The organism is Mycobacterium sp. B14F4 (genome assembly GCF_039871645.1).
Taxonomy (GTDB): domain Bacteria; phylum Actinomycetota; class Actinomycetes; order Mycobacteriales; family Mycobacteriaceae; genus Mycobacterium.
The window spans coordinates 1-22,228 of sequence record NZ_JBDPMF010000011.1 but is presented as its reverse complement, the minus strand read 5'-3'; the positions used below and the strand labels follow the sequence as shown (position 1 = coordinate 22,228).

The window sequence follows — 22,228 nt, the reverse complement described above, 5'->3', positions numbered from 1 at the left end:
CGGTGACCGGCACCGACCCGCACGGCGTCGACCGCCAGGACCATCGCGAGCCCCGGCCGCCGATGGACTACCCGGCCGATGCGGGTCTGCCGCCGCCCCTCTACCCGCCGCCTCCCATGGGCTACTACGCCCCACCCGGTTACGACCCCTACCGGCCGATGCGGCCGCCCGGCACCAACGGAATGGCCATCGCGGCCCTGGTGTCATCGCTACTCGGCCTGGCCTGTTGCGGGTTCACCGCCATCCCCGGCGTGATCCTCGGCGTGCTCGCCATGCGCGAGACCAGGCGCACCGGTCAGGACGGCTGGGGAATCGCGTTGGCGGGCACCATCATCGGCGGCGTCTTCATCGCCGGCCTGCTGGTGTACCTGCTGTTGTACATCGGTCTGATCGCCAGCGGATGGCAGTGGACCTGAACCCTCACCGTGGCGGCTTGAAGGCCTCGCCGTGCCGTTGCATGCCCGCGGCCCGGCCCTTTCCGGCGATCACCAGCGCCATCTTCCGGCTGGCCTCGTCGATCATCTCGTCACCGAGCATCACCGCGCCCCTGGCGCCGCCTTCGCGAGAGGTATGCCACTCGTAGGCCTCGAGGATCAACTCGGCATGGTCGTAGTCCTGCTGGCGCGGGCTGAAAATGTCGTTGCCCGCGGCGATCTGGTCGGGATGCAGCACCCACTTGCCGTCGTAGCCCAGTGCGGCGGACCGGCCCGCGACCCGGCGGAACCCGTCGACGTCCCGGATCTTGAGATACGGTCCGTCGATGGCGAGCACGCCATGGGTGCGCGCCGCGATGAGGATCCTCATCAGCACATGGTGATGCGCGTCGCCGACGTCATAACCCTGCGGTTGCTCACCGACCTCGAGAGTGCGCATGTTCAAGCTGGCCGCCATGTCGGCGGGGCCGAGCACCAGTGCCTGCACCCGCGGCGCGGCGGCGATCGCGTCGATGTTGGTGAGCCCCTGCGCATTTTCGATCTGCGCCTCGATCCCGATGCGGCCCACCGGTAGTCCGTGGGTGGCCTCGATTTGGCCGAGCAACAGGTCGAGCGCGTGGATGTGCGAATCGTCGGTCACCTTGGGCAGCACGACGATGTCCAGTCGGGCGCCCGCCGTCGCGACCACCTCGATGGTGTCGGCGTAGGTCCACGGCGTCGTCCAGTCGTTGACCCGCACACCACGCAGTTGACCGGTCCAGCCCGGTCCGGCCAGCGCGGTGGCCACCCGGGTGCGGGCCTCGGCCTTGGCGTCCGGCGCGACAGCGTCTTCCAGATCGAGGAACACCTCGTCGGCGGGCAGGGATTTCGCCTTCTCGATCATCTTCGCGCTGCTCCCGGGAACGGACAGCACCGTTCGGCGGGGTCGATACAGGTTTTCCACGCCTACACTCTCTACCCTTTGAGTCATGGCGGCGGTGAACAGGGTCTATGCGGCCCGACTCGCGGGATTGGTGGTGCTGGGCCCCGATGGGGAATCCGTCGGCCGTGTCCGTGACGTGGTGATCAGCATCAGTATTGTGCGCCAGCAACCGCGCGTGCTGGGGCTTGTCGTCGAAATGTTAACCCGCCGAAGGATTTTCGTTCCCATCCTACGGGTGACTTCCATCGAGCCGGGAGCGGTGACGCTGGCCACCGGCAGTGTCTCGTTGCGCCGCTTCGCGCAGCGGCCCGGTGAGGTGCTGGTGCTGGGCCAGGTCATCGAAACCAGGGTTCGTGTCGAGGATCCCGACCTGCCCCAGCTGTCCGGTGTCGATGTGATCGTCGTCGACCTCGGCATCGAACAGACGCGCACTCGCGACTGGGTGGTCACCAAGGTGGCCGTGCGTCCACACCGGCGACTCGGCCGGCGCACCAACGTGCACACCGTCGACTGGCAGCACGTGCAGGGGTTGACGCCGTCGGGTCTGGCGATGCCGGACCAGGGCGTGGCCCAACTGCTGGAGCAGTTCGAGGGGCAGCGAGCCGTCGAGGTCGCCGAGGCGATCCGCGAGCTGCCCGCCAAGCGCCGCTACGAGGTGGTCAACGCGTTCGACGACGAACGGCTCGCCGACGTGCTGCAGGAATTGCCCGAGGACGACCAGACCGACGTGCTCAAGCGGTTGCCCGCCGAGCGCGCCGCCGACGTTCTGGAGGAGATGGACCCCGACGACGCCGCCGACCTGCTGGGCTCGATGACGCCGTCGGACGCCGAGCAGTTCTTGCGGCGGATGGACCCCGAGGACTCCAAGGACGTGCGACGGCTGCTGTCCCACTCCCCCGACACCGCGGGCGGCCTGATGACGTCCGAGCCGGTGGTGCTGGCCCCCGACACGACCGTCGCCGAGGCGCTGGCCCGCGTGCGCGAGCCCGATCTCACCCCCGCGCTGGCGTCCCTGGTGTTCGTGGCGCGGCCGCCGACCGCCACCCCGACCGGCCACTACCTCGGATGCGTGCATTTGCAGCGGCTGCTGCGCGAACCGCCCGCCGACCTGGTCAGCGGGATCATCGACACCGACCTGCCGAACCTGGCGCCCGAGGAGTCACTGGCCGCCGTCACGCGCTACTTCGCCGCCTACAACCTGGTGTGCGGGCCGGTCGTCGACGATGAGAACCATTTGCTGGGCGCGGTGTCGGTCGACGACGTGCTCGACCACCTGCTGCCCGAGGGGTGGCGCGACACCGAGGAGCCCGAGCTGACCGGCGCCGAGGGGGCGACATGACCGACCCGTCGGCCCGCAGCAGGCTCGACACCCCGCTGACCAGCCGGCGGAGGCTGTCCCTCAACGTGGACTCCGAAGCAGTCGGAAACTTTAGCGAGTCCATTGCGCGGCTCCTGGGCACCGGCCGCTACCTGGCGTGGCAGACCATCCTCGTCATCATCTGGGTGGCGTTGAACCTGTTCGCCGTCGGGCTGCGTTGGGATCCCTATCCATTCATCCTGCTCAACCTGGCGTTCTCTACCCAGGCCGCCTACGCAGCGCCGCTCATCCTGCTGGCGCAGAACCGGCAGGAGAACCGCGACCGAGTGGCCCTGGACGAGGACCGCCGCCGGGCGGCGCAGACCAAGGCCGACACCGAATACCTGGCCCGCGAACTGGCGGCGCTGCGGCTGGCGGTCGGCGAGGTCGCCACCCGCGACTACCTGCGCCGCGAACTCGAGGAGTTGCGAGACATGATCGCCGAGCTGCGGCAAGCACCGCCGACCGCGACAGAGGACGGCGCCGGCCGATCGGAGGCCGACGAACGACGGTCGAGAAAATAACGGCGTGTCGGCTGACCCCAATGCTGTAACACGGTCGTTATCGAGTAGGTATGGTGACTTGGTTCACAAGCGATGCAGACCAAGGACGGTTGAGTGCAGATTAGGGGAGGAGCCGCCCTCGCGGCCGTGCGCCGTCAAGCCGGACGCGTGATGCGGATACCGACTTCGCGCGTACAGGCGCTGGTCTGTGGATCGGGCACGCAGTCCCTGTTCTCCAGCCATCGCATGCGCGCCGGCCTCGGCGTCGCCGTCATCACCCCGATCATCCTGGCAGGCAGCGTCGGTGCGTCCGCGCCGACGACGAGGTTCAGCGACGCCGCGGTGACGCCCCTCGCGGCCGTCGAACCGTCGCCGGGCGCACGCTCCGGAGCGTCGGTGGTGGCAGTCACCAAGACACCGTCCGCATTCCAGATCGCCGCGAGCACGGCGTTCTCGCCGCCACCCGCCGCAGTCGTGAACGCGCCTGGGGCGCTTGGCATTCCGGCGATGGCGTTGGCGGCATACCGCAACGCCGAACGGATGATGGCCGCTGCCTACCCCGGCTGCGGCCTGAGCTGGAACCTGCTGGCCGGTATCGGCCGAATCGAGTCGATGCACGCCAACGGCGGCGCCACCGACTCGCGCGGCACCGCTGTCCGTCCGATCTTCGGGCCCGCGCTGGACGGCACACTGCCGGGCAACGAGATCATCGTGCAGAACCGCACCGCCGACCGCATCACCTATGCCCGTGCGATGGGGCCCATGCAGTTCCTGCCCGGCACCTGGTCGCGCTACGCGTCCGACGGCGACGGCGACGGCAAGGCCGACGTGCAGAATCTCTACGACTCGAGCCTGGCCGCGGCCCGCTACCTGTGCAGCGGCAACCTCAACCTGCGCGACCCGTCCCACGTGATGTCGTCGATCCTGCGCTACAACAACTCGGTCGCTTACGCCCGTAACGTGCTCGGCTGGGCCGGGGCCTACGCGACCGGCGTGGTGCCGATGGACCTGCCGCCGATCACCGGCGCCGTTCCCACGCTCGGCCCGACCGACGACCTGAACGTGCACCTCACCGAGCTCGCCCAGTACCAAGGGCTGGGACCGGGCCTGCCGCTCAACGTGCTCGGCCTGCCCGCCAACGACCCGATGGCGCTGATGCCGCTGCTCGAGCGCGATTCCGTGGCCAGCCAGATGGGCGTGCCCGGCTTCGTGCCCGGCCAGCAGCTCGGCCCCCTGCCCGGGCCGGTGCCGCAGGCGCCCGCGACGCCTCAGGCGCCCGCGCAGCCGCCGCCGTGGACCCCGCCGTGGGTGCAGCAGCCGCCGCGGCCCGAGTGCGCGGTGTTCTGCATCCAGGACAACCCGGCACCACCGCTGCAACCCGCGCTCGGTGCCCCGCCGGTGGCCCAGCCGATGGTTCCGCCCGCGGCGGTGCCGCCCGCACCCGGGCAGACCCTGCCGGGCCCGCCGCCGGGACCCGCCCCAGGGCCCGCTCCTGCAGCACCCGAGGCCGTCCCTCCGGTGGTGCCACCGGCACCGGGCCCGCCGCCGGGACCGGTCGCTTAAGAACGCCCGTCGAGTCGGCCTAGACTCGACACTGATGTCTGAATCTGCCTCTGAGCGTCAAGCCGCGGTTCGCGCCGCGCTGGCCAAGGTGATCGACCCCGAACTGCGCCGGCCGATCACCGAGCTCGGCATGGTCAAGAACGTCACCATCGAGGCTGATGGCTCAGTCCACGTCGAGATCTACCTGACCACCGACGCGTGCCCGAAGAAGACCGAGATCACCGACCGCGTCAGTCACGTGGTCGCCGACGTGCCCGGCACCGGCGCGGTGCGTGTCAGCCTCGACGTTATGAGCGACGAGCAGCGCGCAGAACTGCGCAAGCAACTGCGCGGCGACTCCCGCGAGCCGGTCATCCCGTTCGCCCAGCCCGGCTCGCTGACCCGCGTCTACGCCGTCGCATCCGGCAAGGGCGGTGTCGGAAAGTCAAGTGTCACAGTCAATCTCGCGGCCGCCATGGCCGCGCGCGGATTGTCGGTCGGCCTGCTGGACGCCGACATCTACGGCCACTCCGTGCCGCGGATGATGGGCACCGCCGACCGTCCCGTCCAGGTCGACTCGATGATCGTCCCGCCCGTCGCCCACGACGTCAGGGTCATCTCCATCGCGATGTTCACCCAGGGCAACACGCCGGTGGTGTGGCGCGGACCGATGCTGCACCGCGCGCTGCAGCAGTTCCTGGCCGACGTCTACTGGGGCGACCTCGACGTGCTGCTGCTCGACCTGCCGCCCGGCACCGGCGACGTCGCGATCTCGGTGGCCCAGTTGATCCCGGGCGCCGAGATCCTGGTCGTCACCACCCCGCAGCTGGCGGCCGCCGAAGTGGCCGAGCGCGCCGGCGCGATCGCCCTGCAGACCCGCCAGCGGATCGTCGGTGTGGTGGAGAACATGTCGGGCCTGTTGCTGCCCGACGGCACCACCATGCAGATCTTCGGCGAGGGCGGCGGCAAGCAGGTCGCCGAACGCCTGTCGCGCGCGGTCGGCGCCGACGTGCCACTGCTCGGCCAGGTGCCCCTGGACCCGGCCCTGGTGGTGGCCGGTGACTCGGGCGTGCCGCTGGTGTTGTCGGCACCGGACTCGGCGGCGGGCAAAGAATTGCGCAGCGTCGCCGACGCGCTGTCCAGCCGCAAGCGCGGCCTGGCGGGCATGTCGCTGGGTCTCGACCCTGCGGGCCGGTAACCGTCGCAATCTGGACAGCCGAAGATGGCCACGGCTGCTCGAGCGCAACGATAAAGTGCTCAAAGTGGGCAGCAATCCGTCAAGCAACGGCCGGGGAAAGGTGTTGGCCCTGGCGGGCTCGATCGTGATCTCCGCTGCGCTGTTCTACGCCCAGACCGCCGATCCGCCCGCCGAGGTGCCCGCGGCGAACCCGCCCGTCCAGCAAGCTCTGGCGTCCGGCCCGCCGCCCCCTGGTGCTCCTCCTCCGGCCGCCGAGTTGCTGGCGGCCAGCGCACCGGTCGCCAGCCCGGCGATGTCCTTCGAGTTGCCTGCCGGCGTGGCCCCCGAGTCCGGGCTCCAGATCAACACCATCCGCGCCGCGCGCGCGATCAGCGTGATGTTCCCCGAGGTCAAGGTCATCGGCGGCTACCGGCAGGACCCCCTGCCGTGGCACCCCAACGGCCTGGCGATCGACGTGATGATCCCCGACCACGGCAGCGAGGAAGGCATCAAGCTCGGCAACCAGATCGCCGGGTACGCGCTGGCGAACGCGAAGCGCTGGGGCGTCATCCACGTGATCTGGCGGCAGGGTTTCTACCCCGGCGTCGGCGCGCCGAGTTGGACCGCGGACTACGGCAACGAGACCGCCAACCACTTCGACCACATCCACATCGCCACGAACGGCGGCGGCTTCCCGACCGGCGGCGAGAAGTACTTCATCTGACCCGTGGTCAGGTGGCGTCGGTGTCGAACGGCGTCGCCGCGGATGTGGTCGGCGCGGTTGGCGCGGCCGGCGGCACCTGCGCGGTGGGCGCCGGCGAGCTGACCGGCTTGTCACCGCCAGGCTGGTCGACCACCTCCCGGTCGAACCTCCCAGTGAACACAGAGTCGTCGCCGTCGAGCAGGTGCTTGGTCAGCGCGGCACGCGGCGTCATCCCGCGCAGCTTGTTCAGCTCGTTCAGCGGCTCACGCAGGTCGTCGAACTCCGGGCCGAGGTCGTCGCGCAGCTGGCTGGTCGCTCCGCTGATGTAGTCGCGCGCCTGGCGCAACGCACCCGACGTCCACCTGATCGCCCCGGGTAACCTTTCTGGGCCGAGGATCACCAGGCCGGCGATCACCAGGACGAGCATCTCGCCCCAGCCCACGTTGGCGAACATCGACTAGACGGTGTCGTCGGGGTTGGGAGTGATGGTCAGCGTGACGGGACGGCCGTCGCGCATCACCTCGATGGGCGCGGGCTCCCCCACCTTGAGCTGGCGCACGGCGACGACGAACTCGTCGGCGTCGGCCACGGTCCGATCGCCCACCTTGACGACGACGTCGTTCTCGAGGACGCCGGCCCTCTCCGCGGGGCTGCCCGCCTTCACGTTGGCCACCTGCGCGCCCGAGGCGATGTCGTTGCTCACCGACCGCGCCGTCAGACCCAGCGTCGGATGCGCGATCTTGCCGTCCTTGATCAGCGCGTTGACCACCGATTTGACCTCGTTGACCGGAATCGCGAAGCCCAGGCCGCTGGCGCTGTCCGACAGCGACTTGCCCGCGGTGTTGATGCCGATGACGTTGCCGTTCATGTCGATCAGCGGACCGCCGGAGTTGCCGTGGTTGATCGGCGCATCGGTCTGCAGGCCGTCGATGACGGTGTCGGTGTCCGAACCGTCGCCCGACAGCGGAACCGGCCGGTGCATGGCGCTGATGATGCCCGTCGTGACCGTGCTGCGCAGCCCCAGCGGTGCGCCCGCCGCGATCACCTCGTCACCGACCCGCAGCTTGTCCGAGTCACCCAACTGGGCGACGGACAGGTTGTCGACGTTGTCGACCTTCAGCACCGCCAGGTCGGTCTTGGGGTCACGACCGACGAGGTTGGCGGGCACTTCCTTGCCGTCGTTGAAGACGACGTGCAGCTTGTACTGGCTCGGGTTGATCGCGGCCTCGGAGATCACGTGGTTGTTCGTCACGATGTAGCCGCGGCCGTCGACGACGACACCGGAGCCCTGCGAGCCCTCCTGATCGCTGGTCGCCTCGACGGTGACGACCGAATCGGCAACAGCGGCAGCCACTTTGGCGAACCGGCCCTCGGGCGGCGGGCCGGTGTCGGACGTGTTCAGCGTGACCTTCGACGTGGTGAACGCCTCGACCACCTCGGCGGTCTTGCGGCCCACCCAGCCGCCGGCGATGCCGATCACCAACGCGACGATGCCGAGCACGGCCAGCGCGACGAACGACACGCGCCCGCCGAACAACACGTCGCGCACGCCGAGCTTGCCCATGCTGACGTTCGCCGGGGCGCGCGGCGACTCCTGGACGGCCGGGGTGCCCAGCGCCACCGGCGCACCGGGGTTGCGCCACGGATCGTCGGCCGCGTCGGCGTCGACGGTGTCGCGTTCGGCCTCGAGCGCACCCGCGTCGGCGGGATGGCGCTGCAGCGAGTCGCCGCCGGGATGGGGCCTGCCGAACGCCTCGGCCAGCACCGGGTCCGGCGGCTGGTTGGTCGGCGTGTACTCGCCCTGGTCGCGGTACTTGTCCAGTCCCACGAACGAACCGTCGACGCCGTCGGGCCTGCCGAACGCGCGCTGCGCCGCCGGATCGACGGGCGGACGCGAGACGGGGCGGGGTTCCAGGCGCTCCCGCCCGGTCTGATCCAGATTGGTCACCCGTTCATCACCCTCTGTGAGAGCGCCCGCTATCGCAGGCGCAGGTCGCTGCTGGTCTTGGCGTTCAGCCTACCGGCGCTTACGCCGTGGCCGCTGCACGTCGCCAGCAAACTGCGACGGCTGCGCCTCGACGGGCTGTTCCGGCGGTGCGTGGTGCGGGATCTCGGACAACATGCCCAGCAACGAGCTGGGCACGACGATCGGCTGGGAGTCCCGCAACGCCGCGCGGGCCTGGCGCTGGGCTTCGACCTCCGCGGCGCACTGCGGACACAGGGACATGTGATGGGCCGCGCGCAGGTGAGCGGTCATCCGCAGCTCACCGTCGGCGAACGCGGCAATGGCCTCGGTGGACAGGTGCTCGGTGGACGCGAACTGGCGCGGTCCGACCGGCGAGTCGCTCTGCGAGGCGAGCTGAGAGGGTAACCACGAGAACGCCCGGCGGAACACATGTCCCGGGTCGACCATCGCCCCACTCCTTTCGCGTCGTCTCGACGTGCTCTTTCGAATGTAGCGCGGCACGCCGCGCCGACACAGCAGCGACTGTCAGGCCGATTTGGCGACGTCGCCGAAGCGCGCGGCCGTTGCGGTGTCACCGTGGCTGGCCAGGTAGTCGCGCAGCGCCTGCCGACCGCGGTGGATACGGCTGCGCACGGTGCCGAGCTTGACGCCGAGCGTGGCGCCGATCTCCTCGTAGGACAGGCCCTCGACGTCGCACAGCACCACCGCGGCGCGGAACTCCGGCGGCAGCGAGTCAAGCGCTGCCTGCAGATCGGCGCCCAGCCGCGAGTCGTGGTAGATCTGTTCGGGGTTCGGGTCCTCGGCGGGCACGCGGTCGTAGTCCTCGGGCAGCGCCTCCATCCGGATGCGGCCCCGCCGGCGGACCATGTCGAGGAACAGGTTCGTGGTGATGCGGTGCAGCCAGCCTTCGAACGTTCCGGGCTGGTAGTTCTGCAGCGAGCGGAACACCCGGATGAAGGTCTCCTGCGTGAGGTCCTCGGCGTCGTGCTGGTTGCCCGACAGGCGGTAGGCCAGCCGGTAGACGCGGTCGGCGTGCTGGCGCACCAGCTCGTCCCACGACGGCATGGTGGCCTTGTCACCGGTGGCGTCGAACACCGCGGTGCCGGTCAGTTCGTCTGAAGGCTCGACCCACGTGCCGTCCGTGTACTGCTCGAGGTGGGCCATGAACACGGGCGCCGTGGGGGCGGTTGAACTAGTCGTCGGATCCTCCTGGTCACAGCCGCGCTCATGCGACGGCGGCTCGCTGATTGCCGCAACGTGGAATTCCACGTCGGTATTCCCGGTGTGCCAGCGTGCGCCGTCTTCCATGGGACATACCGTCGCCGACCGTTCCGTGCCTGGCATATGAGCGAACTGAACATTTCCTGAGAAAGTGTTTCTACCCATTTTCGACCTGCGTAAATCCAGGTCTTATCGGTGATTTCCCGTTCTCGGCGACGGGCGTGTCGGGCTACCGGCCGCCAGCCGTTGGCTCTACGCTGCGGACATGGCCGGCATGGACGACGTCATCGGGCCCGGGAGTGGCTCCGGCGACGACCTCGGCTCGAAAACCCGGGCCGAGTCGATCGTCTCGCATGCCGAGCAGTCGATCTCCGAGGACGCCATCGTCGCCGCCGCCCGCGAGCGCGCCGTCGACATCGGGGCGGGTGCGGTCACGCCCGCGGTGGGCGCCCTGTTGTGCGTATTCGCCAAGCTGACCGGCGCGAAGGCCGTCGTCGAGGTGGGCACGGGAGCGGGTGTGAGTGGGCTGTGGCTGCTCTCAGGCATGCGCGAGGACGGTGTGCTGACCACAATCGATGTCGAACCCGAGCACCAGCGCATCGCCAAGCAGGCGTTCGGCGAAGCCGGCATCGGGCCGGGGCGCACGCGGCTGATCAGCGGACGTGCCCAAGAGGTGCTCACCCGGCTCGCCGACGAGTCCTATGACCTGGTGTTCATCGACGCCGACCCGATCGACCAACCGCAGTTCGTCGTCGAGGGCGTCCGGTTGCTGCGACCCGGCGGCGCGATCGTCGTCCATCGCGCGGCGCTGGGCGGTCGGGCCGGTGACGCCGGGGCCAACGACGCCGAGGTCGCCGCGGTGCGCGACGCCGCGCGCCTGATCGCCGAGGACGAGCGACTCACCCCCGTGCTGGTGCCGCTGGGCGACGGCCTGCTCGCGGCCGCCCGCGACTAGCTCCCCTTCCCCGCGAGCAGACGCAAAACTGCACTTCCTGGCACATTTCGTGCAGTTTTCTGTCTGCTCGCGCCTAAAAACTATTGACCGCGTACTGAACGCACGTTTAATGTACTGAACATGCGTTCAGCGGCGAACGACCGCACGGCCGTCGCGCGCATCCGGGATGCGGCGATCGAGCAGTGGGGCCAGCACGGATTCACCATCGGCCTGCGCAGCATCGCCGAGACCGCCGGTGTGTCGGCCGCGTTGGTCATCCACCATTTCGGCTCCAAGGAAGGTCTGCGCAAGGCGTGCGACGACTTCGTGGCCGAGCAGATCCGCGAGTCGAAGTCCGAGTCGCTGCAGAGCAGCGATCCGGCCACCTGGCTCGCGCAGATGGCCGAGATCGAGTCGTACGCACCGCTGATGGCTTACCTCGTGCGCAGCATGCAGTCCGGTGGCGATCTCGCGAAGGAGTTCTTCCGCCGGATGATCGACAACGTCGAGCAGTACATAGAGGACGGGGTCCGGTCCGGAATGATCAAGCCCAGCCGTGACCCGCGGGCCAGAGCACGGTTCCTCGGCATGATCGGCGGCGGTGGCTTCCTGCTGTACCTCCAGATGCACGACAACCCGGGCGATCTGCGCGCGGTGCTGCGCGACTACGGCGAGGACATGGTCCTGCCCGCTCTCGAGCTCTACACCCAGGGGCTGATGACCGATTCGACGATGTACGACGCATTCGTCGAGCAGCGCCAGCAAGGCATTCCGTTCAGCACACCCCCAGAAGGAGATGGCGATGACGGCTCAAGCGGCGAAGTCCCTGCAGCGGGCTGACACCGGTCGAGGGCAGCCGGCGGTCGAGATCCGTGGTCTGCACAAGGCTTTCGGGCGGACCAAGGCGCTCGACGGGCTGGACCTCGTGGTGGCCCCCGGCGAGATCACCGGTTTCCTCGGGCCCAACGGCGCGGGCAAGTCCACCACCATTCGCGTACTGCTCGGCCTGTTGCGCGCCGACGGCGGCACCGTGCGGCTGCTTGGCGGCGACCCGTGGCACGACGCGGTCGCGTTGCACCGCCGGATCGCGTACGTGCCCGGCGATGTGACGTTGTGGCCCAACCTGACCGGGCGCCAGGCCATCGACTTCCTGGCCCGCCTGCGCGGTAACCGCGTCGACACGGCTCGCCGCGACGAGTTGATCGACCGATTCGAACTCGACCCGCACAAGAAGGCCCGCACGTACTCCAAGGGCAACCGGCAGAAGGTCGCCATCATCGCGGCGTTCTCCACCAACGCCGAGCTGTACATTCTCGACGAACCCACCTCCGGCCTGGACCCGTTGATGGAGAAGGCCTTTCAGCGCTGCGTCGAGGAGGTCGCCGAGCGCGGCGCCGCGGTGCTGCTGTCCAGTCACATTCTCGCCGAGGTCGAGAAGATCTGCGACAGCGTCACGATCATCCGTGCCGGGCGTACCGTTCGGTCCGGGTCGCTGCGCGAGTTGCGGCACCTGATGCGCACGACCGTCACCGTGCGCACCCGTGACGACGCCTCAGTGCTGCAGCGGTTGCACCAGGTCCACGACTTCGACGGCGGTGACGGCCAGTCCCGGTTCACCGTGGAGCGCAACGACCTCGACGCCGCCATGGGGCGTCTCACCGAGTTGGGCATCCAGGAACTGACCGTCACGCCGGCGTCGCTGGAGGACATGTTCCTACGCGAGTACCAGGGCGGACGGCGATGACCACCGCGACCGCACCCCGCACCGGTCGGCACGAGGCGCCGCCCGCGGGCTCACCGTGGACCGGGACGGCCGGTCTGCTGCGGCTCGCGGTGCGCCGCGACCGTGTCCGGCTCAGCGTCTGGATCGTCGTCCTGACCGCGATGATGTTCTACGCGCCGAACGCGATCAGGCTGGCGTACCCCGAGGAGGCGCAACGCCTCGCGCGGGTCAACCTGCTCAAGACGCCGGCGGGCATGATCATGGGCGGTCCGATGTTCGGGGGCAATGAGACCGATCTCGGCGCGATGATGGCCAACGAGATGATGTTGACGCTCATCGTCGCCACCTCGATCCTGGCCATCCTCACCGTCGTTCGGCACACGCGGGCCGAAGAGGAAAGCGGCACAGCCGAACTGGTGCTGTCGTCGGTCGTCGGGCGATACGCGCGCACGACCGCGGCGCTGATCCTGGTCGCCGCGGTGAACGTGGTGCTGACGGTGACGATGACGCCGGCGATGGCCTCCACCGGCTTTGGCGTCGTCGACACCGCGGCGATGTGCCTGGGCGTCACCGGCGTCGCCATGGTCTTCGGCGCGGTCGCCGCCGTCACCGCACAGCTGTGGCGCCAGGCGCGCACAGCAACCGGTGCCGCGATGGCCGCGCTGGCCGTGGCCGCACTGGTCCGCGGCATCGGCGACGTGATCGACAACTCCGGCAGTGCGCTGAGCTGGTTCTCGCCGATCGCGTGGGCGCAGCAGATGCGCGCGTTCGTCGACCTGCGCTGGTGGCCGTTCACCCTGTTGATCGCGCTGACCGTGGCGCTGGTGGCGCTGGCCGCCGTGCTGGAGAGCAGGCGGCAATACGACGATGCCACGATCTCGTCGACCGGCGAGCGGCCGAATGCGCGCCCGATCAGAGGCGTGCTCGGGCTGCATCTGACGCTGCAGCGCGGCCAGACGATCGGGTGGGCAGTCGGATTGTTCCTGGGCGGTTTGGCTTTCGGCTCGATGACCAAGTCGCTGCTCGACGCGGCGCAGGACAACGAGATGATCCGGCGGGTCCTCGCGGCGCAGGGCACCGACAGTGTGTACACCACCATGACGCAGTTCCTGGCCGCCGCGGCGTCCGCCTACGTCGTCGCCGCGGTGCTTCGGGTTCACGCCGACGAGGACAAGGGTCTCGGCGAGGCGGTACTGGCCGGTGCGGTGTCGCGGTGGCACTGGCTGTCGACGGCGATCGCGTCTGCGCTGCTGGGTTCGGTGGTCTTGATGCTGTGCGCCGGGCTGGGCAACGGCCTTGGCGCGGGAATCACACTGGGTGAACCGGAAACCGTCGGACGGCTGACCGTCGCCGGACTGGCCTACGTGCCCGCGCTGGCGGTGATGGCCGCCCTCGCCGCGGTCGCCGTCGCCCTGCGGCGGCCCTGGATCGGTTGGCTCGCCGTGGCTTTCGTGGTCGCCGCGTTGTACCTCGGCGCCCTGTTGCGGCTGCCGCAGTGGCTGATCGACCTGTCGCCGGTGGGTCAGACCACCGCGCCGACCGACTATCCCGTGATCGCATTGCTGGTCATGGTCGTCGTGGCCGCGGCGCTGGCGGCCCTGGCGGGCGCCCTCTACCGCAGCCGCGACGTCGCATAGGGGAGAGTCATGAAGGGAGTCGTCGCTCTCACGGTGTCGAGAGGTTCGCCAGCGTCGGCTATGTCGCGCTGTTCGCGGCCGTGGCGGTCATCGGCGCGCTCGACCACCGGTTCGGCTGGTCGACGGTGCCGACGGCGGTCGTCGTACTGGGTCAGGTCCTGGTCACCGCCGGGCTGGGCATCGCGATGTCGGTCATCCTGGTGAACAGCTATGCCGCCGCCAATGTCACGGTGGAGTCCGATCAGACGGTGGTGTCCACCGGCCTGTACGGAATCGTGCGCCATCCCATGTACCTCGGCGTGCTCATCATGATGGTGGGCACCCCGCCCGCACTCGACTCCTATTGGGGCCTGGCAATTCTGGTGCCGGGGTTGGCCGTGTTCGCCGTGCGAATTCTCGACGAGGAGAGCCTGCTCCGTCAGGAAGTGCGCGGCTATCCGGAGTACACCCGCACCGTGCGATACCGACTGGTGCCCTATGTGTGGTGAACCGTGAAGATCGTCGCGCAAGCGCTGCTGTCGGCCGTCGTCGGGCTTGCGTTCTTCGGCGTGCTGTTGTTCGTACCGGCGGGCACGCTGGATTACTGGCAGGCCTGGGCGTTCATCGTCGTGTTCGTCGTCGCGACCATGGTGCCGAGCGTCTACCTGGCCGTCAGGGATCCGGCCGCGTTGGCCCGGCGCCTGAAGGCCGGACCCGGCGCCGAGAACAGGCCACTGCAGAAGCTGATCATGAGCGCCACGATCGCGGTGGTCGTCGGCGTGCTGATCGTCAGCGCGCTCGACCACCGCTTCGGCTGGTCGAATGTGCCCACCGCAGTGGTGATCCTGGGTGATGTCATGGTCGTCGTCGGGCTCGGGCTCGCGCAGTTCGTCGTCGTGCAGAACAGTTACGCCGCAGCGACGATCACGGTGGAACCCGACCAGCAGCTGGTCACCACCGGCTTGTACGGCGTCGTCCGGCACCCCATGTACTTCGGCACGGCGATCATGATGGTGGGCACTCCGCTTGCGCTGGACTCCTTCTGGGGTCTGCTGATGATCCTCCTGGCCCTGCCGGTACTCGTCCTGCGCATCGTCGACGAGGAAGCCCTGCTGCGGCAGGCATTGAGCGGCTACGTCGAGTACACGCAAACGGTGCGCTACCGGCTCATCCCGCACGTGTGGTGACGACGCGAGACTCGCCAAGCCACCAACGCGGCCCGGGTACGCCGCATTCGACGAATCCGTCATGGCGACAACCGAACTCGGGCAGAGCCCCGCAGCGTTGACACGTCGCTCGTCGATCTTGGCCCTCGCGGACCGCATACTTGAGCCGTGGAACTACTGACCGGCCTCGGCCTGGCGACCGCGGCGGGGCTCAATGCCTACATCCCCCTGCTGGCGCTCGGTCTCCTGTCGCGGTTCACCGACCTGGTCACCTTGCCGTCGACATGGGCGTGGCTGGAGAACGGCTGGGTGATGGCGATCGTCGGTGTGCTGCTGGTCGTCGAGGTCGTCGCCGACAAGGTGCCCGCTCTCGACACCGTCAACGACGCGATACAGACCTTCGTCCGGCCCACCGCGGGCGGCATCGTGTTCGGGTCGGGCACCGCGGCGCAGACGACGGCGGTCACCGATCCCGGTGCGTTCGCTCAGTCCGGGCAGTGGATACCGGTCGTCATCGGCGTGGTCGTCGCGTTGGTGGTCTCGCTGACGAAGTCGGCGGTGCGCCCGGCCGCCAACGCCGCCACCGCGGGTATGGCCGCACCCGTGCTGAGCACCGTCGAGGACGGAGTCAGCGTGGGCCTGGTGTTCGTCGCGATCCTGCTCCCGGTCGTGGTGTTGGTCGTGCTCGTCGCGCTCGCGTGGGCGGGGGTCAGGCTGTTGCGGCGACGGCGACGCAGGGCCGCTTGATCGTCGCCCGGCTGAGTCCAATGGCCGGACTCCTCAACACGGCTCGTACCTCGCCGCTTGATCGTCGCCCGGCTGAGTCCAATGGCCGGACTCCTCAACACGGCTCGTACCTCGCCGCTTGATCGTCGCCCGGCTAGATCCAGACGCCTTTGCCGACCGCGACGACGCCACCGGCGCTGATCGCGAATCGTTCCCGGTCTTTCTCGAGGTCGACGCCGACCATCTCTCCGGGGCCGACGACGACGTTCTTGTCCAGGATCGCGTGGCGCACCACCGCGCCGCGGCCGATCCGCACGCCGGGCATGATCACGCTGCCCTCCACGATCGCGCCGTCGTCGACCACCACGTTCGACGACAGCACCGAATTGCGCACCGACGCCGCCGACACGATGCTGCCCGCGCCCACCACCGACTCCTGCGCCGAACCGCCGTTGACGAACTTGGCCGGAGCGAGCATCTCCGCCTCGCCGCGGATCGGCCAGCGCTTGTTGTAGAGGTTGAACACCGGATGCACCGACACCAGGTCCATGTGCGCGTCGTAGAACGCGTCGAGCGTGCCCACGTCGCGCCAGTAGCCGTGATCGCGTTCGGTGGCGCCGGGCACCTCGTTGTTGTTGAAGTCGTACACCGCGGCCATGCCGTCGGCCACCAGGCGCGGGATGATGTCACCGCCCATGTCGTGGTCGGAGTGGTCGTCGTCGGCGTCGGCGCGGATCGCGTCGATGAGCACCTTGGTCGTGAAGATGTAGTTTCCCATCGACGCGAACGTCTGCTCGGGATCGTCGGGCGTGCCGGGCGGGTCCGCGGGTTTCTCGATGAAGCTGCGGATGCGGCCGGACTCGTCGGAGTCGATGCAGCCGAACGCGGTGGCCTCGGCGCGCGGCACCCGGATGCCCGCGACCGTCGCTCCGGCGCCGCTTTCGATGTGGAACTGGACCATCTGCTCGGGGTCCATGCGATAGACGTGGTCGGCGCCGAACACGACGATGTAGTCGGGGTCCTCGTCGTAAATGAGGTTCAGCGACTGGTAGATCGCGTCGGCGGACCCGGTGTACCAGCGCGGGCCCAGCCGCTGCTGGGCGGGCACCGGCGTGATGTACTCGCCGGCAAGCCCGGAAAGCCGCCAGTTCTGCGAGATGTGGCGGTCCAGCGAATGCGACTTGTATTGCGTCAGCACGCAGATCCGCAAGTAGCGCGCGTTGACCAGATTGGACAGTACGAAGTCGATCAACCGGTAGGCGCCGCCGAAGGGAACCGCGGGCTTGGCTCGGTCCGCCGTCAACGGATAAAGGCGCTTGCCCTCCCCGCCGGCCAGGACGATGCCCAGCACGTGTGGCAATTCCCTCATACTCCAAACCTATCGGCCGACCCTGCTCGCGGCTAGCCATTCGTCGCTGACTGACAAGGATTTCGGCGCTTTGAGTATCCCGCTCGGACGGCGTGAAACGTTCCGAGCGTTTCCGATACGGTCGTCACTATGCGGGTGGCGATGATGACGCGGGAGTACCCACCCGAGGTCTACGGCGGCGCGGGGGTCCACGTCACCGAGCTCGTGGCGCAGCTGCGGCGCCTGTGCGAAGTCGACGTGCACTGTATGGGTGCGCCGCGGCCCGACGCGTTCGTGCACCCGCCGGACGCGGCGCTGGTCGGCGCCAACCCCGCGCTGTCGACCCTGTCGGCGGACCTCAACATGGTCAACGGGTGCTCGCAGGCTACGGTCGTCCATTCGCACACCTGGTACACCGGCATGGCCGGTCACCTCGCCGCGCTGCTGTACGGCGTCCCCCACGTGCTGACCGCGCACTCGCTCGAACCGATGCGGCCGTGGAAGGCCGAACAGCTCGGCGGCGGCTACCGATTGTCGCTGTGGGTGGAGAAGACGGCCGTGGAGGCCGCCGACGCGGTGATCGCCGTCAGTTCCGGGATGCGCCGCGACGTGCTGCACACCTACCCCGGGCTGGACCCCAGCCGGGTGCACGTGGTGCGCAACGGGATCGACACCGACGTCTGGTTTCCCGCCCCGCCCGCGGACGCGGGCGAGTCGGTGCTCGCCGAGCTGGGCGTCGACCTGGCGCGCCCCATCGTGGCGTTCGTCGGCCGAATCACCCGGCAGAAGGGTGTCGCGCATCTGATCGCCGCCGCGCACCACTTCACGCCCGACGTCCAGCTGGTGTTGTGCGCCGGCGCGCCGGACACCCCCGAGATCGCCGCCGAGGTGTCCGAGGCGGTGCGGCAGTTGGCGCACGCCCGCACCGGCGTGTTCTGGGTCCGCGAGATGCTGCCGGTCGCCAAGATACGCGAGATACTTTCAGCAGCAACAGTTTTCGTGTGCCCGTCGGTGTACGAGCCGTTGGGGATCGTCAACCTCGAGGCGATGGCCTGCGCGACGGCGGTGGTGGCCTCCGACGTCGGAGGCATTCCGGAGGTGGTGGCAGACCGGCTGACCGGACGGCTGGTGCACTACGACCCGGGCGACTCGACGTCCTTCGAGGGTGCCTTGGCGGCAGCGGTCAACGACGTGGTGGCCGACCCGCAGACGGCCCGGCAGTACGGTGAGGCCGGCCGACAGCGGTGCATCGAAGAGTTCTCCTGGGCACACATCGCCGAGCAGACGCTGGACATCTACCGCACGGTCTCCTCGTAGCCGACGCGGGTCCCCGCTAGCTCGTCACGTTCTTCAGTTCGTCCCCGAGGGCCGAGGCCTCGTCGGGGGTGAGCTCGACGACCAGTCTCCCGCCGCCTTCCAGTGGTACCCGCATCACGATGCCGCGCCCCTCCTTGGTTGCTTCCAGTGGACCGTCGCCGGTCCGGGGCTTCATCGCCGCCATCGAGTGCTCCCTCCACATGAGCCGGCCCGCGCGGGCCCGGGTCGAGGCCGGGACTGCCCACCCGTTTGACAGCTCCCGGCTCTGAACTGCTACTGAACTTCCCCTATTGTTCCCTATCCGGGCCGTTCGGTGTGCAAAGACCCGGCTATGGCCGTCGATCGGGGGCCTGCCCGGGCACCGGAACCCAGCAGTCCGCGGTGTGGTCGTCGACCATCCCGGTGGCCTGCATCAACGCGTACGCGGTCGTCGGTCCGACGAAGCGGAACCCGCGACGCTTGAGTTCCTTGGCCATCGCCGTCGATTCCGGGGTGACGGCCGGAGCGTGTGCCATGTCGACGGGCCGCGGACGCGCCTCGGGCGCGAACGACCACAGCAGTTCGGCCAGGTCCACGTCGAGTTCGGCCGCCGCGCGCGCGTTGGCGATGGTGGCGTCGATCTTCGCGCGGTTGCGCACGATGCCGGTGTCGGCCATCAACCGGTCGACGTCGCGGTCTGTGTAGCGGGCGACGCGCTCGACGTCGAAGCCGTCGAATGCGCGCCGGAAGTTGTCCCGCTTGCGGAGGATGATCAGCCATGACAACCCACTCTGGAACGCTTCCAGGCTGATTCGCTCGAACAATGCGCCCGAGTGACGCAGCGGGCGTCCCCACTCGGTGTCGTGGTAATCGCGATAGAGGACGAAATCGGCTGAGGCAAACGTGATTCGTCGATCCACGCGCAGCGGACGCGACTGTCGTTCACGACTCGTCCCGGTCCTCTGAGGGCAGTGCGTGCGCACCGCTCCCGGTCACCACCTCGCCCTCGTCGTCGATGCCGTACGTGGCGCGCAGCGTGGCCAGTTGGCCGCGCAGCAGGTCGAGTTCCTGGCCCAGCCGGTCGAGCACCCAGTCCACCTCGCCGGTCTTGTAGCCGCGCAGGGTCTGCGCGAACTTCACCGCGTCGACGTCGGCCCCCGTGACGCCCGATGCCGGCAGCACGGTGGCGGTGGTGTCGCGCTGCAGCGGGGGCAGCGGCTCACCGCGGCCGAACAGCACGCTGCCGACGGCGAACAGCACGACGGCGATGAGAACCAGCACGACCAGATACAGCAGAACCAGGGTCACGCCCTCGATACTGCCTCAGCCGTCCGACAGCCCGGCCGATCACCCGCGCGGGCGCAGCGTCACCATCGGCGGGCGGTCGGCCAGCGATACCGACGATGTCCGCGCCGTGTAGTCGTCGCCGTCGGCGAAGAACTGCGTCAGGCCGATCCCGGAGTCCGGCACGCCGCAACGCGACAGCAGGGTCGCAATGACCTGCCTGCTCATCGTGGCGAGCTCGGTCAGCGGCCGGTTGCGGTGCGTCCGCACGCCGAGGTTGACCTGGGCGATGGCGTCGAGGCCGAGGCGGTCGTAGGCGTCGATGAGCAGCCCGATCTCCACGCCGTAGCCCGGCGCGAAGGGCACGGCGGTGAGCAGTTCGCGGGTGCCGGCGTACTCGCCGCCGAGCGGTTGCAGGATGCAGCTGAGCTCCGGGCGCAGCGACGCGAGCAGCGGCCGGGCCACCAGTTCGGTGACCCGTCCGCCGCCGTTCGCGTCCTCGCTGCCGCTGATCTTCAGCGGCCGCCGATAGAAGCCCTTGACCAAGTGCACGCCGTCGGTGGTGAGCAGCGGGCCGACGAGCTTCGGTACGAACATCGGGTCGGGGTCGATCAGGTCGGAGTCGACGAACACGACGATGTCGCCGGTGGTGGCGGCCAGCGAGCGCCACAGCACCTCGCCTTTGCCGGGCTGCGGTGCGACGTCGGGTAGCGCGACCTCGCGGCTGATGACGCGGGCCCCCGCGGCCAGCGCGCGGATCTCGGTGTCGTCGGTCGAGCCGGAGTCGAGCACGATCAGCTCGTCGACCAGGCCGCCGAGCAGCGGCGTGATGGTCTCGACCACGCTGCCAACCGTCTCCTCCTCGTTGAGCGCAGGCAGCACCACCGAGATGGTGCGGCCGCGCTTGGCGGCCTCGAGGTCGGCGACCGTCCAGGTCGGCCGCGAGAAATTGTGGTCGGTCAGCCACCGCGCGGTGCGGACTTCCGTGCTGGGAAGTTCCGGAGTAAGTGTCATGCCAGTCCCCTCACCGTGCGCGTCGGCGGACGCCCGCCCTGGATCGACGCGACCATCTCGAGCACGCGCCGAGTCGGTCCGACTTCGTGCACCCGGAACATCGAGGCACCGTCCGCGGCCGCCAGGGCGGTCGCCGCGAGTGTCCCCTCCAGGCGTTCGGTCAAACCCACACCGAGAGTTTCCCCGACGAAATCCTTGTTGCTCAGCGCCATCAGGACCGGCCATCCAGTTTTTACAAGCTCTTTCACGTGGCGCAACAAACTAAGACCGTGGTAAGTGTTCTTGCCGAAATCGTGCGTCGGGTCGATCAACACGGCGTCCCGGGCCACCCCCGCGGCCACCGCGCGCTCGGCCGCCGCGGTCACTTCTGCGATCACGTCGTCGACGACCCCGCGCTCGGAAATGCCGTAGTTGACCCGAAAGGGGCGCGTTCGCGGCACCGCCCCGCCGGTGTGCGAGCAGACCAGGCCGGCGCCGAATTCGGCGGCCACCTCCGGTAGCGCCGGGTCGTGACCACCCCAGGTGTCGTTGATCAGGTCGGCGCCCGCCGCACAGGCCTGTTTGGCGACCGCCGAGCGCCAGGTGTCGACGCTGATCAGCTGGTCAGGATAGGTGTCGCGCAGCCACTCGATGAACGGCACCACGCGGGCGACCTCTTCGTCCACGTCGACCGTGTTGCCGGGCCCGGCCTTTACCCCACCCACGTCGACGACGTCGGCGCCGTCGGCGATGACCCGGTGCGCCGCCGCCTTCGCGGCGTCGTCGGTGAATGCCGCGCCGCGGTCGTAGAACGAGTCGGGCGTGCGGTTCACGATCGCCATGATCAGCGCTCGATCACCGGCGACGGGCCGGCCCAGGAATCGGCCCGAGAACGTCTTCACGCTCTCCAGGCTACGGGCGAGTGATTCGGGCGTGCTTTCGTGCGGTCAGTGGCTGTTGTGATTTGTGTTGTGTGTTCGTTGACCGGCGCGGAGCTGGGTGGAGTATGTGAGGTTGTCGGGCTACCCGGCGGCGGCGGTGTGTAGTCGGGTGAGGTTCAGTGCGGCGGCGGCCAGGTGGAGTTCGGCGGTCACGGCGGCCAGTCCGCGTCGGGCGTAGCGGCGTAGGCCGATGCGGTCTTTGAGGTGTCCGATGACGGGTTCCACGGTCGCTGAACGACGTTTGTATCGCTTGAAGTACCCCAGGTTTTGTTCCTACTTGGTTGCGAGGGCCGGGGTTGGCTGGCTCGCAGGGTGTGAGGCGCCGGTCAGGGCGGCCTCGTACTCGGCTGGTGGAACGTAGCCGAGGGTCTCATGC

General features: G+C 69.0%; 25 protein-coding genes and 1 pseudogene. 14 read left to right on the top strand and 12 right to left on the bottom strand.

The features are described 5' to 3' along the window. Positions 1-2 precede the first annotated feature (2 nt). Complete coding sequence (locus ABGB19_RS23620; RefSeq protein WP_347688421.1) at positions 3-416, top strand: DUF4190 domain-containing protein; 414 nt, start codon at positions 3-5, stop codon at positions 414-416. 4 nt (positions 417-420) lie between these two features. Here ABGB19_RS23620 and ABGB19_RS23615 read toward each other — a convergent pair whose 3' ends face one another. Continuing rightward, complete coding sequence (locus tag ABGB19_RS23615) at positions 421-1,377, bottom strand: CoA ester lyase (RefSeq protein ID WP_347688420.1); 957 nt, start codon at positions 1,375-1,377, stop codon at positions 421-423. 25 nt (positions 1,378-1,402) lie between these two features. On the opposite strand from ABGB19_RS23615, the gene ABGB19_RS23610 reads away from it, so the two are divergent. The 5 genes from ABGB19_RS23610 (at position 1,403) to ABGB19_RS23590 (ending at position 6,659) form a co-directional block, all read left to right on the top strand. Beyond that, positions 1,403-2,695, top strand: a complete 1,293-nt coding sequence (locus ABGB19_RS23610) for a CBS domain-containing protein (protein ID WP_347688419.1) — start codon at positions 1,403-1,405, stop codon at positions 2,693-2,695. Beyond that, positions 2,692-3,237 (top strand): DUF1003 domain-containing protein, encoded by a 546-nt coding sequence (locus tag ABGB19_RS23605; protein ID WP_347688418.1) that lies wholly within the window; start codon positions 2,692-2,694, stop codon positions 3,235-3,237. Before ABGB19_RS23610 ends, ABGB19_RS23605 begins: the two co-directional genes overlap by 4 nt. 93 nt (positions 3,238-3,330) lie before the next feature. Beyond that, entirely contained in the window at positions 3,331-4,779 is a 1,449-nt protein-coding gene (locus ABGB19_RS23600; RefSeq protein ID WP_347688417.1) for a lytic murein transglycosylase, read from the top strand. 34 nt (positions 4,780-4,813) lie between these two features. Then, on the top strand, positions 4,814-5,956 hold the full coding sequence (locus ABGB19_RS23595; RefSeq protein WP_347688416.1) for a P-loop NTPase: 1,143 nt from the start codon (positions 4,814-4,816) through the stop codon (positions 5,954-5,956). 64 nt (positions 5,957-6,020) lie between these two features. Next, complete coding sequence (locus ABGB19_RS23590) at positions 6,021-6,659, top strand: glycoside hydrolase (protein WP_347688415.1); 639 nt, start codon at positions 6,021-6,023, stop codon at positions 6,657-6,659. A 7-nt stretch (positions 6,660-6,666) separates the two neighbouring features. On the opposite strand, the gene tatB is transcribed toward ABGB19_RS23590, so the two are convergent. From tatB to sigE, 4 genes are all read right to left on the bottom strand, one after another. Then, positions 6,667-7,092, bottom strand: a complete 426-nt coding sequence (gene tatB, locus ABGB19_RS23585; protein ID WP_347688414.1) for a Sec-independent protein translocase protein TatB — start codon at positions 7,090-7,092, stop codon at positions 6,667-6,669. Positions 7,093-7,095: 3 nt separating this feature from the next. After that, entirely contained in the window at positions 7,096-8,586 is a 1,491-nt protein-coding gene (locus ABGB19_RS23580) for a trypsin-like peptidase domain-containing protein (RefSeq protein WP_347688413.1), read from the bottom strand. Between the two features lie 69 nt (positions 8,587-8,655). After that, on the bottom strand, positions 8,656-9,051 hold the full coding sequence (gene rseA, locus ABGB19_RS23575) for an anti-sigma E factor RseA (protein ID WP_347688412.1): 396 nt from the start codon (positions 9,049-9,051) through the stop codon (positions 8,656-8,658). 78 nt (positions 9,052-9,129) lie between these two features. Then, positions 9,130-9,912 (bottom strand): RNA polymerase sigma factor SigE, encoded by a 783-nt coding sequence (sigE, locus tag ABGB19_RS23570; protein WP_347688411.1) that lies wholly within the window; start codon positions 9,910-9,912, stop codon positions 9,130-9,132. 187 nt (positions 9,913-10,099) lie between these two features. Here sigE and ABGB19_RS23565 point away from each other — a divergent pair, with 187 nt between their 5' ends. From ABGB19_RS23565 to ABGB19_RS23535, 7 genes and pseudogenes are all read left to right on the top strand, one after another. Then, positions 10,100-10,780 (top strand): O-methyltransferase, encoded by a 681-nt coding sequence (locus tag ABGB19_RS23565; RefSeq protein ID WP_347688544.1) that lies wholly within the window; start codon positions 10,100-10,102, stop codon positions 10,778-10,780. A gap of 120 nt (positions 10,781-10,900) precedes the next feature. Beyond that, entirely contained in the window at positions 10,901-11,599 is a 699-nt protein-coding gene (locus tag ABGB19_RS23560; protein WP_347688410.1) for a TetR family transcriptional regulator, read from the top strand. Further along, positions 11,562-12,503 (top strand): ABC transporter ATP-binding protein, encoded by a 942-nt coding sequence (locus ABGB19_RS23555; protein WP_347688409.1) that lies wholly within the window; start codon positions 11,562-11,564, stop codon positions 12,501-12,503. Before ABGB19_RS23560 ends, ABGB19_RS23555 begins: the two co-directional genes overlap by 38 nt. Beyond that, entirely contained in the window at positions 12,500-14,119 is a 1,620-nt protein-coding gene (locus ABGB19_RS23550; RefSeq protein ID WP_347688408.1) for an ABC transporter, read from the top strand. Before ABGB19_RS23555 ends, ABGB19_RS23550 begins: the two co-directional genes overlap by 4 nt. Positions 14,120-14,157: 38 nt before the next feature. Next, positions 14,158-14,607, top strand: a pseudogene (locus ABGB19_RS23545) (isoprenylcysteine carboxylmethyltransferase family protein); the annotation flags it as partial. 3 nt (positions 14,608-14,610) lie between these two features. Next, positions 14,611-15,285, top strand: coding sequence for an isoprenylcysteine carboxylmethyltransferase family protein (locus ABGB19_RS23540; protein ID WP_347688407.1), 675 nt, complete (start codon positions 14,611-14,613; stop codon positions 15,283-15,285). A gap of 147 nt (positions 15,286-15,432) precedes the next feature. Continuing rightward, the gene (locus ABGB19_RS23535) at positions 15,433-16,011 is read left to right on the top strand and encodes a DUF4126 domain-containing protein (RefSeq protein WP_347688406.1); all 579 of its coding nucleotides are present in this window, start codon (positions 15,433-15,435) and stop codon (positions 16,009-16,011) included. Between the two features lie 133 nt (positions 16,012-16,144). On the opposite strand, the gene glgC is transcribed toward ABGB19_RS23535, so the two are convergent. Then, positions 16,145-17,359, bottom strand: coding sequence for a glucose-1-phosphate adenylyltransferase (gene glgC / locus ABGB19_RS23530; protein ID WP_347688405.1), 1,215 nt, complete (start codon positions 17,357-17,359; stop codon positions 16,145-16,147). 129 nt (positions 17,360-17,488) lie between these two features. Between glgC and glgA the strand changes: the two genes are divergently transcribed. Next, a complete protein-coding gene (glgA, locus tag ABGB19_RS23525) occupies positions 17,489-18,655 on the top strand; it encodes a glycogen synthase (protein WP_347688404.1) in 1,167 nt (388 codons plus the stop codon). A 16-nt stretch (positions 18,656-18,671) separates the two neighbouring features. Here glgA and ABGB19_RS23520 read toward each other — a convergent pair whose 3' ends face one another. The 6 genes from ABGB19_RS23520 to ABGB19_RS23495 form a co-directional block, all read right to left on the bottom strand. Next, positions 18,672-18,839 carry a DUF3117 domain-containing protein gene (locus ABGB19_RS23520; protein ID WP_066829768.1) on the bottom strand — a complete coding sequence of 56 codons (168 nt, stop codon included), beginning with the start codon at positions 18,837-18,839 and terminating at the stop codon, positions 18,672-18,674. A gap of 145 nt (positions 18,840-18,984) precedes the next feature. Continuing rightward, the gene (locus tag ABGB19_RS23515; protein WP_347688403.1) at positions 18,985-19,554 is read right to left on the bottom strand and encodes a DNA-3-methyladenine glycosylase I; all 570 of its coding nucleotides are present in this window, start codon (positions 19,552-19,554) and stop codon (positions 18,985-18,987) included. Between the two features lie 22 nt (positions 19,555-19,576). Continuing rightward, positions 19,577-19,942 carry a DivIVA domain-containing protein gene (locus tag ABGB19_RS23510; protein WP_347688402.1) on the bottom strand — a complete coding sequence of 122 codons (366 nt, stop codon included), beginning with the start codon at positions 19,940-19,942 and terminating at the stop codon, positions 19,577-19,579. Positions 19,943-19,981: 39 nt separating this feature from the next. Further along, complete coding sequence (locus ABGB19_RS23505; protein ID WP_347688401.1) at positions 19,982-20,932, bottom strand: glucosyl-3-phosphoglycerate synthase; 951 nt, start codon at positions 20,930-20,932, stop codon at positions 19,982-19,984. Then, a complete protein-coding gene (gene folP, locus ABGB19_RS23500; RefSeq protein WP_347688543.1) occupies positions 20,929-21,753 on the bottom strand; it encodes a dihydropteroate synthase in 825 nt (274 codons plus the stop codon). The genes ABGB19_RS23505 and folP overlap by 4 nt, the downstream gene beginning before the upstream one ends. A 180-nt stretch (positions 21,754-21,933) precedes the next feature. After that, complete coding sequence (locus ABGB19_RS23495; RefSeq protein ID WP_347688542.1) at positions 21,934-22,116, bottom strand: transposase; 183 nt, start codon at positions 22,114-22,116, stop codon at positions 21,934-21,936. Positions 22,117-22,228: the final 112 nt, after the last annotated feature.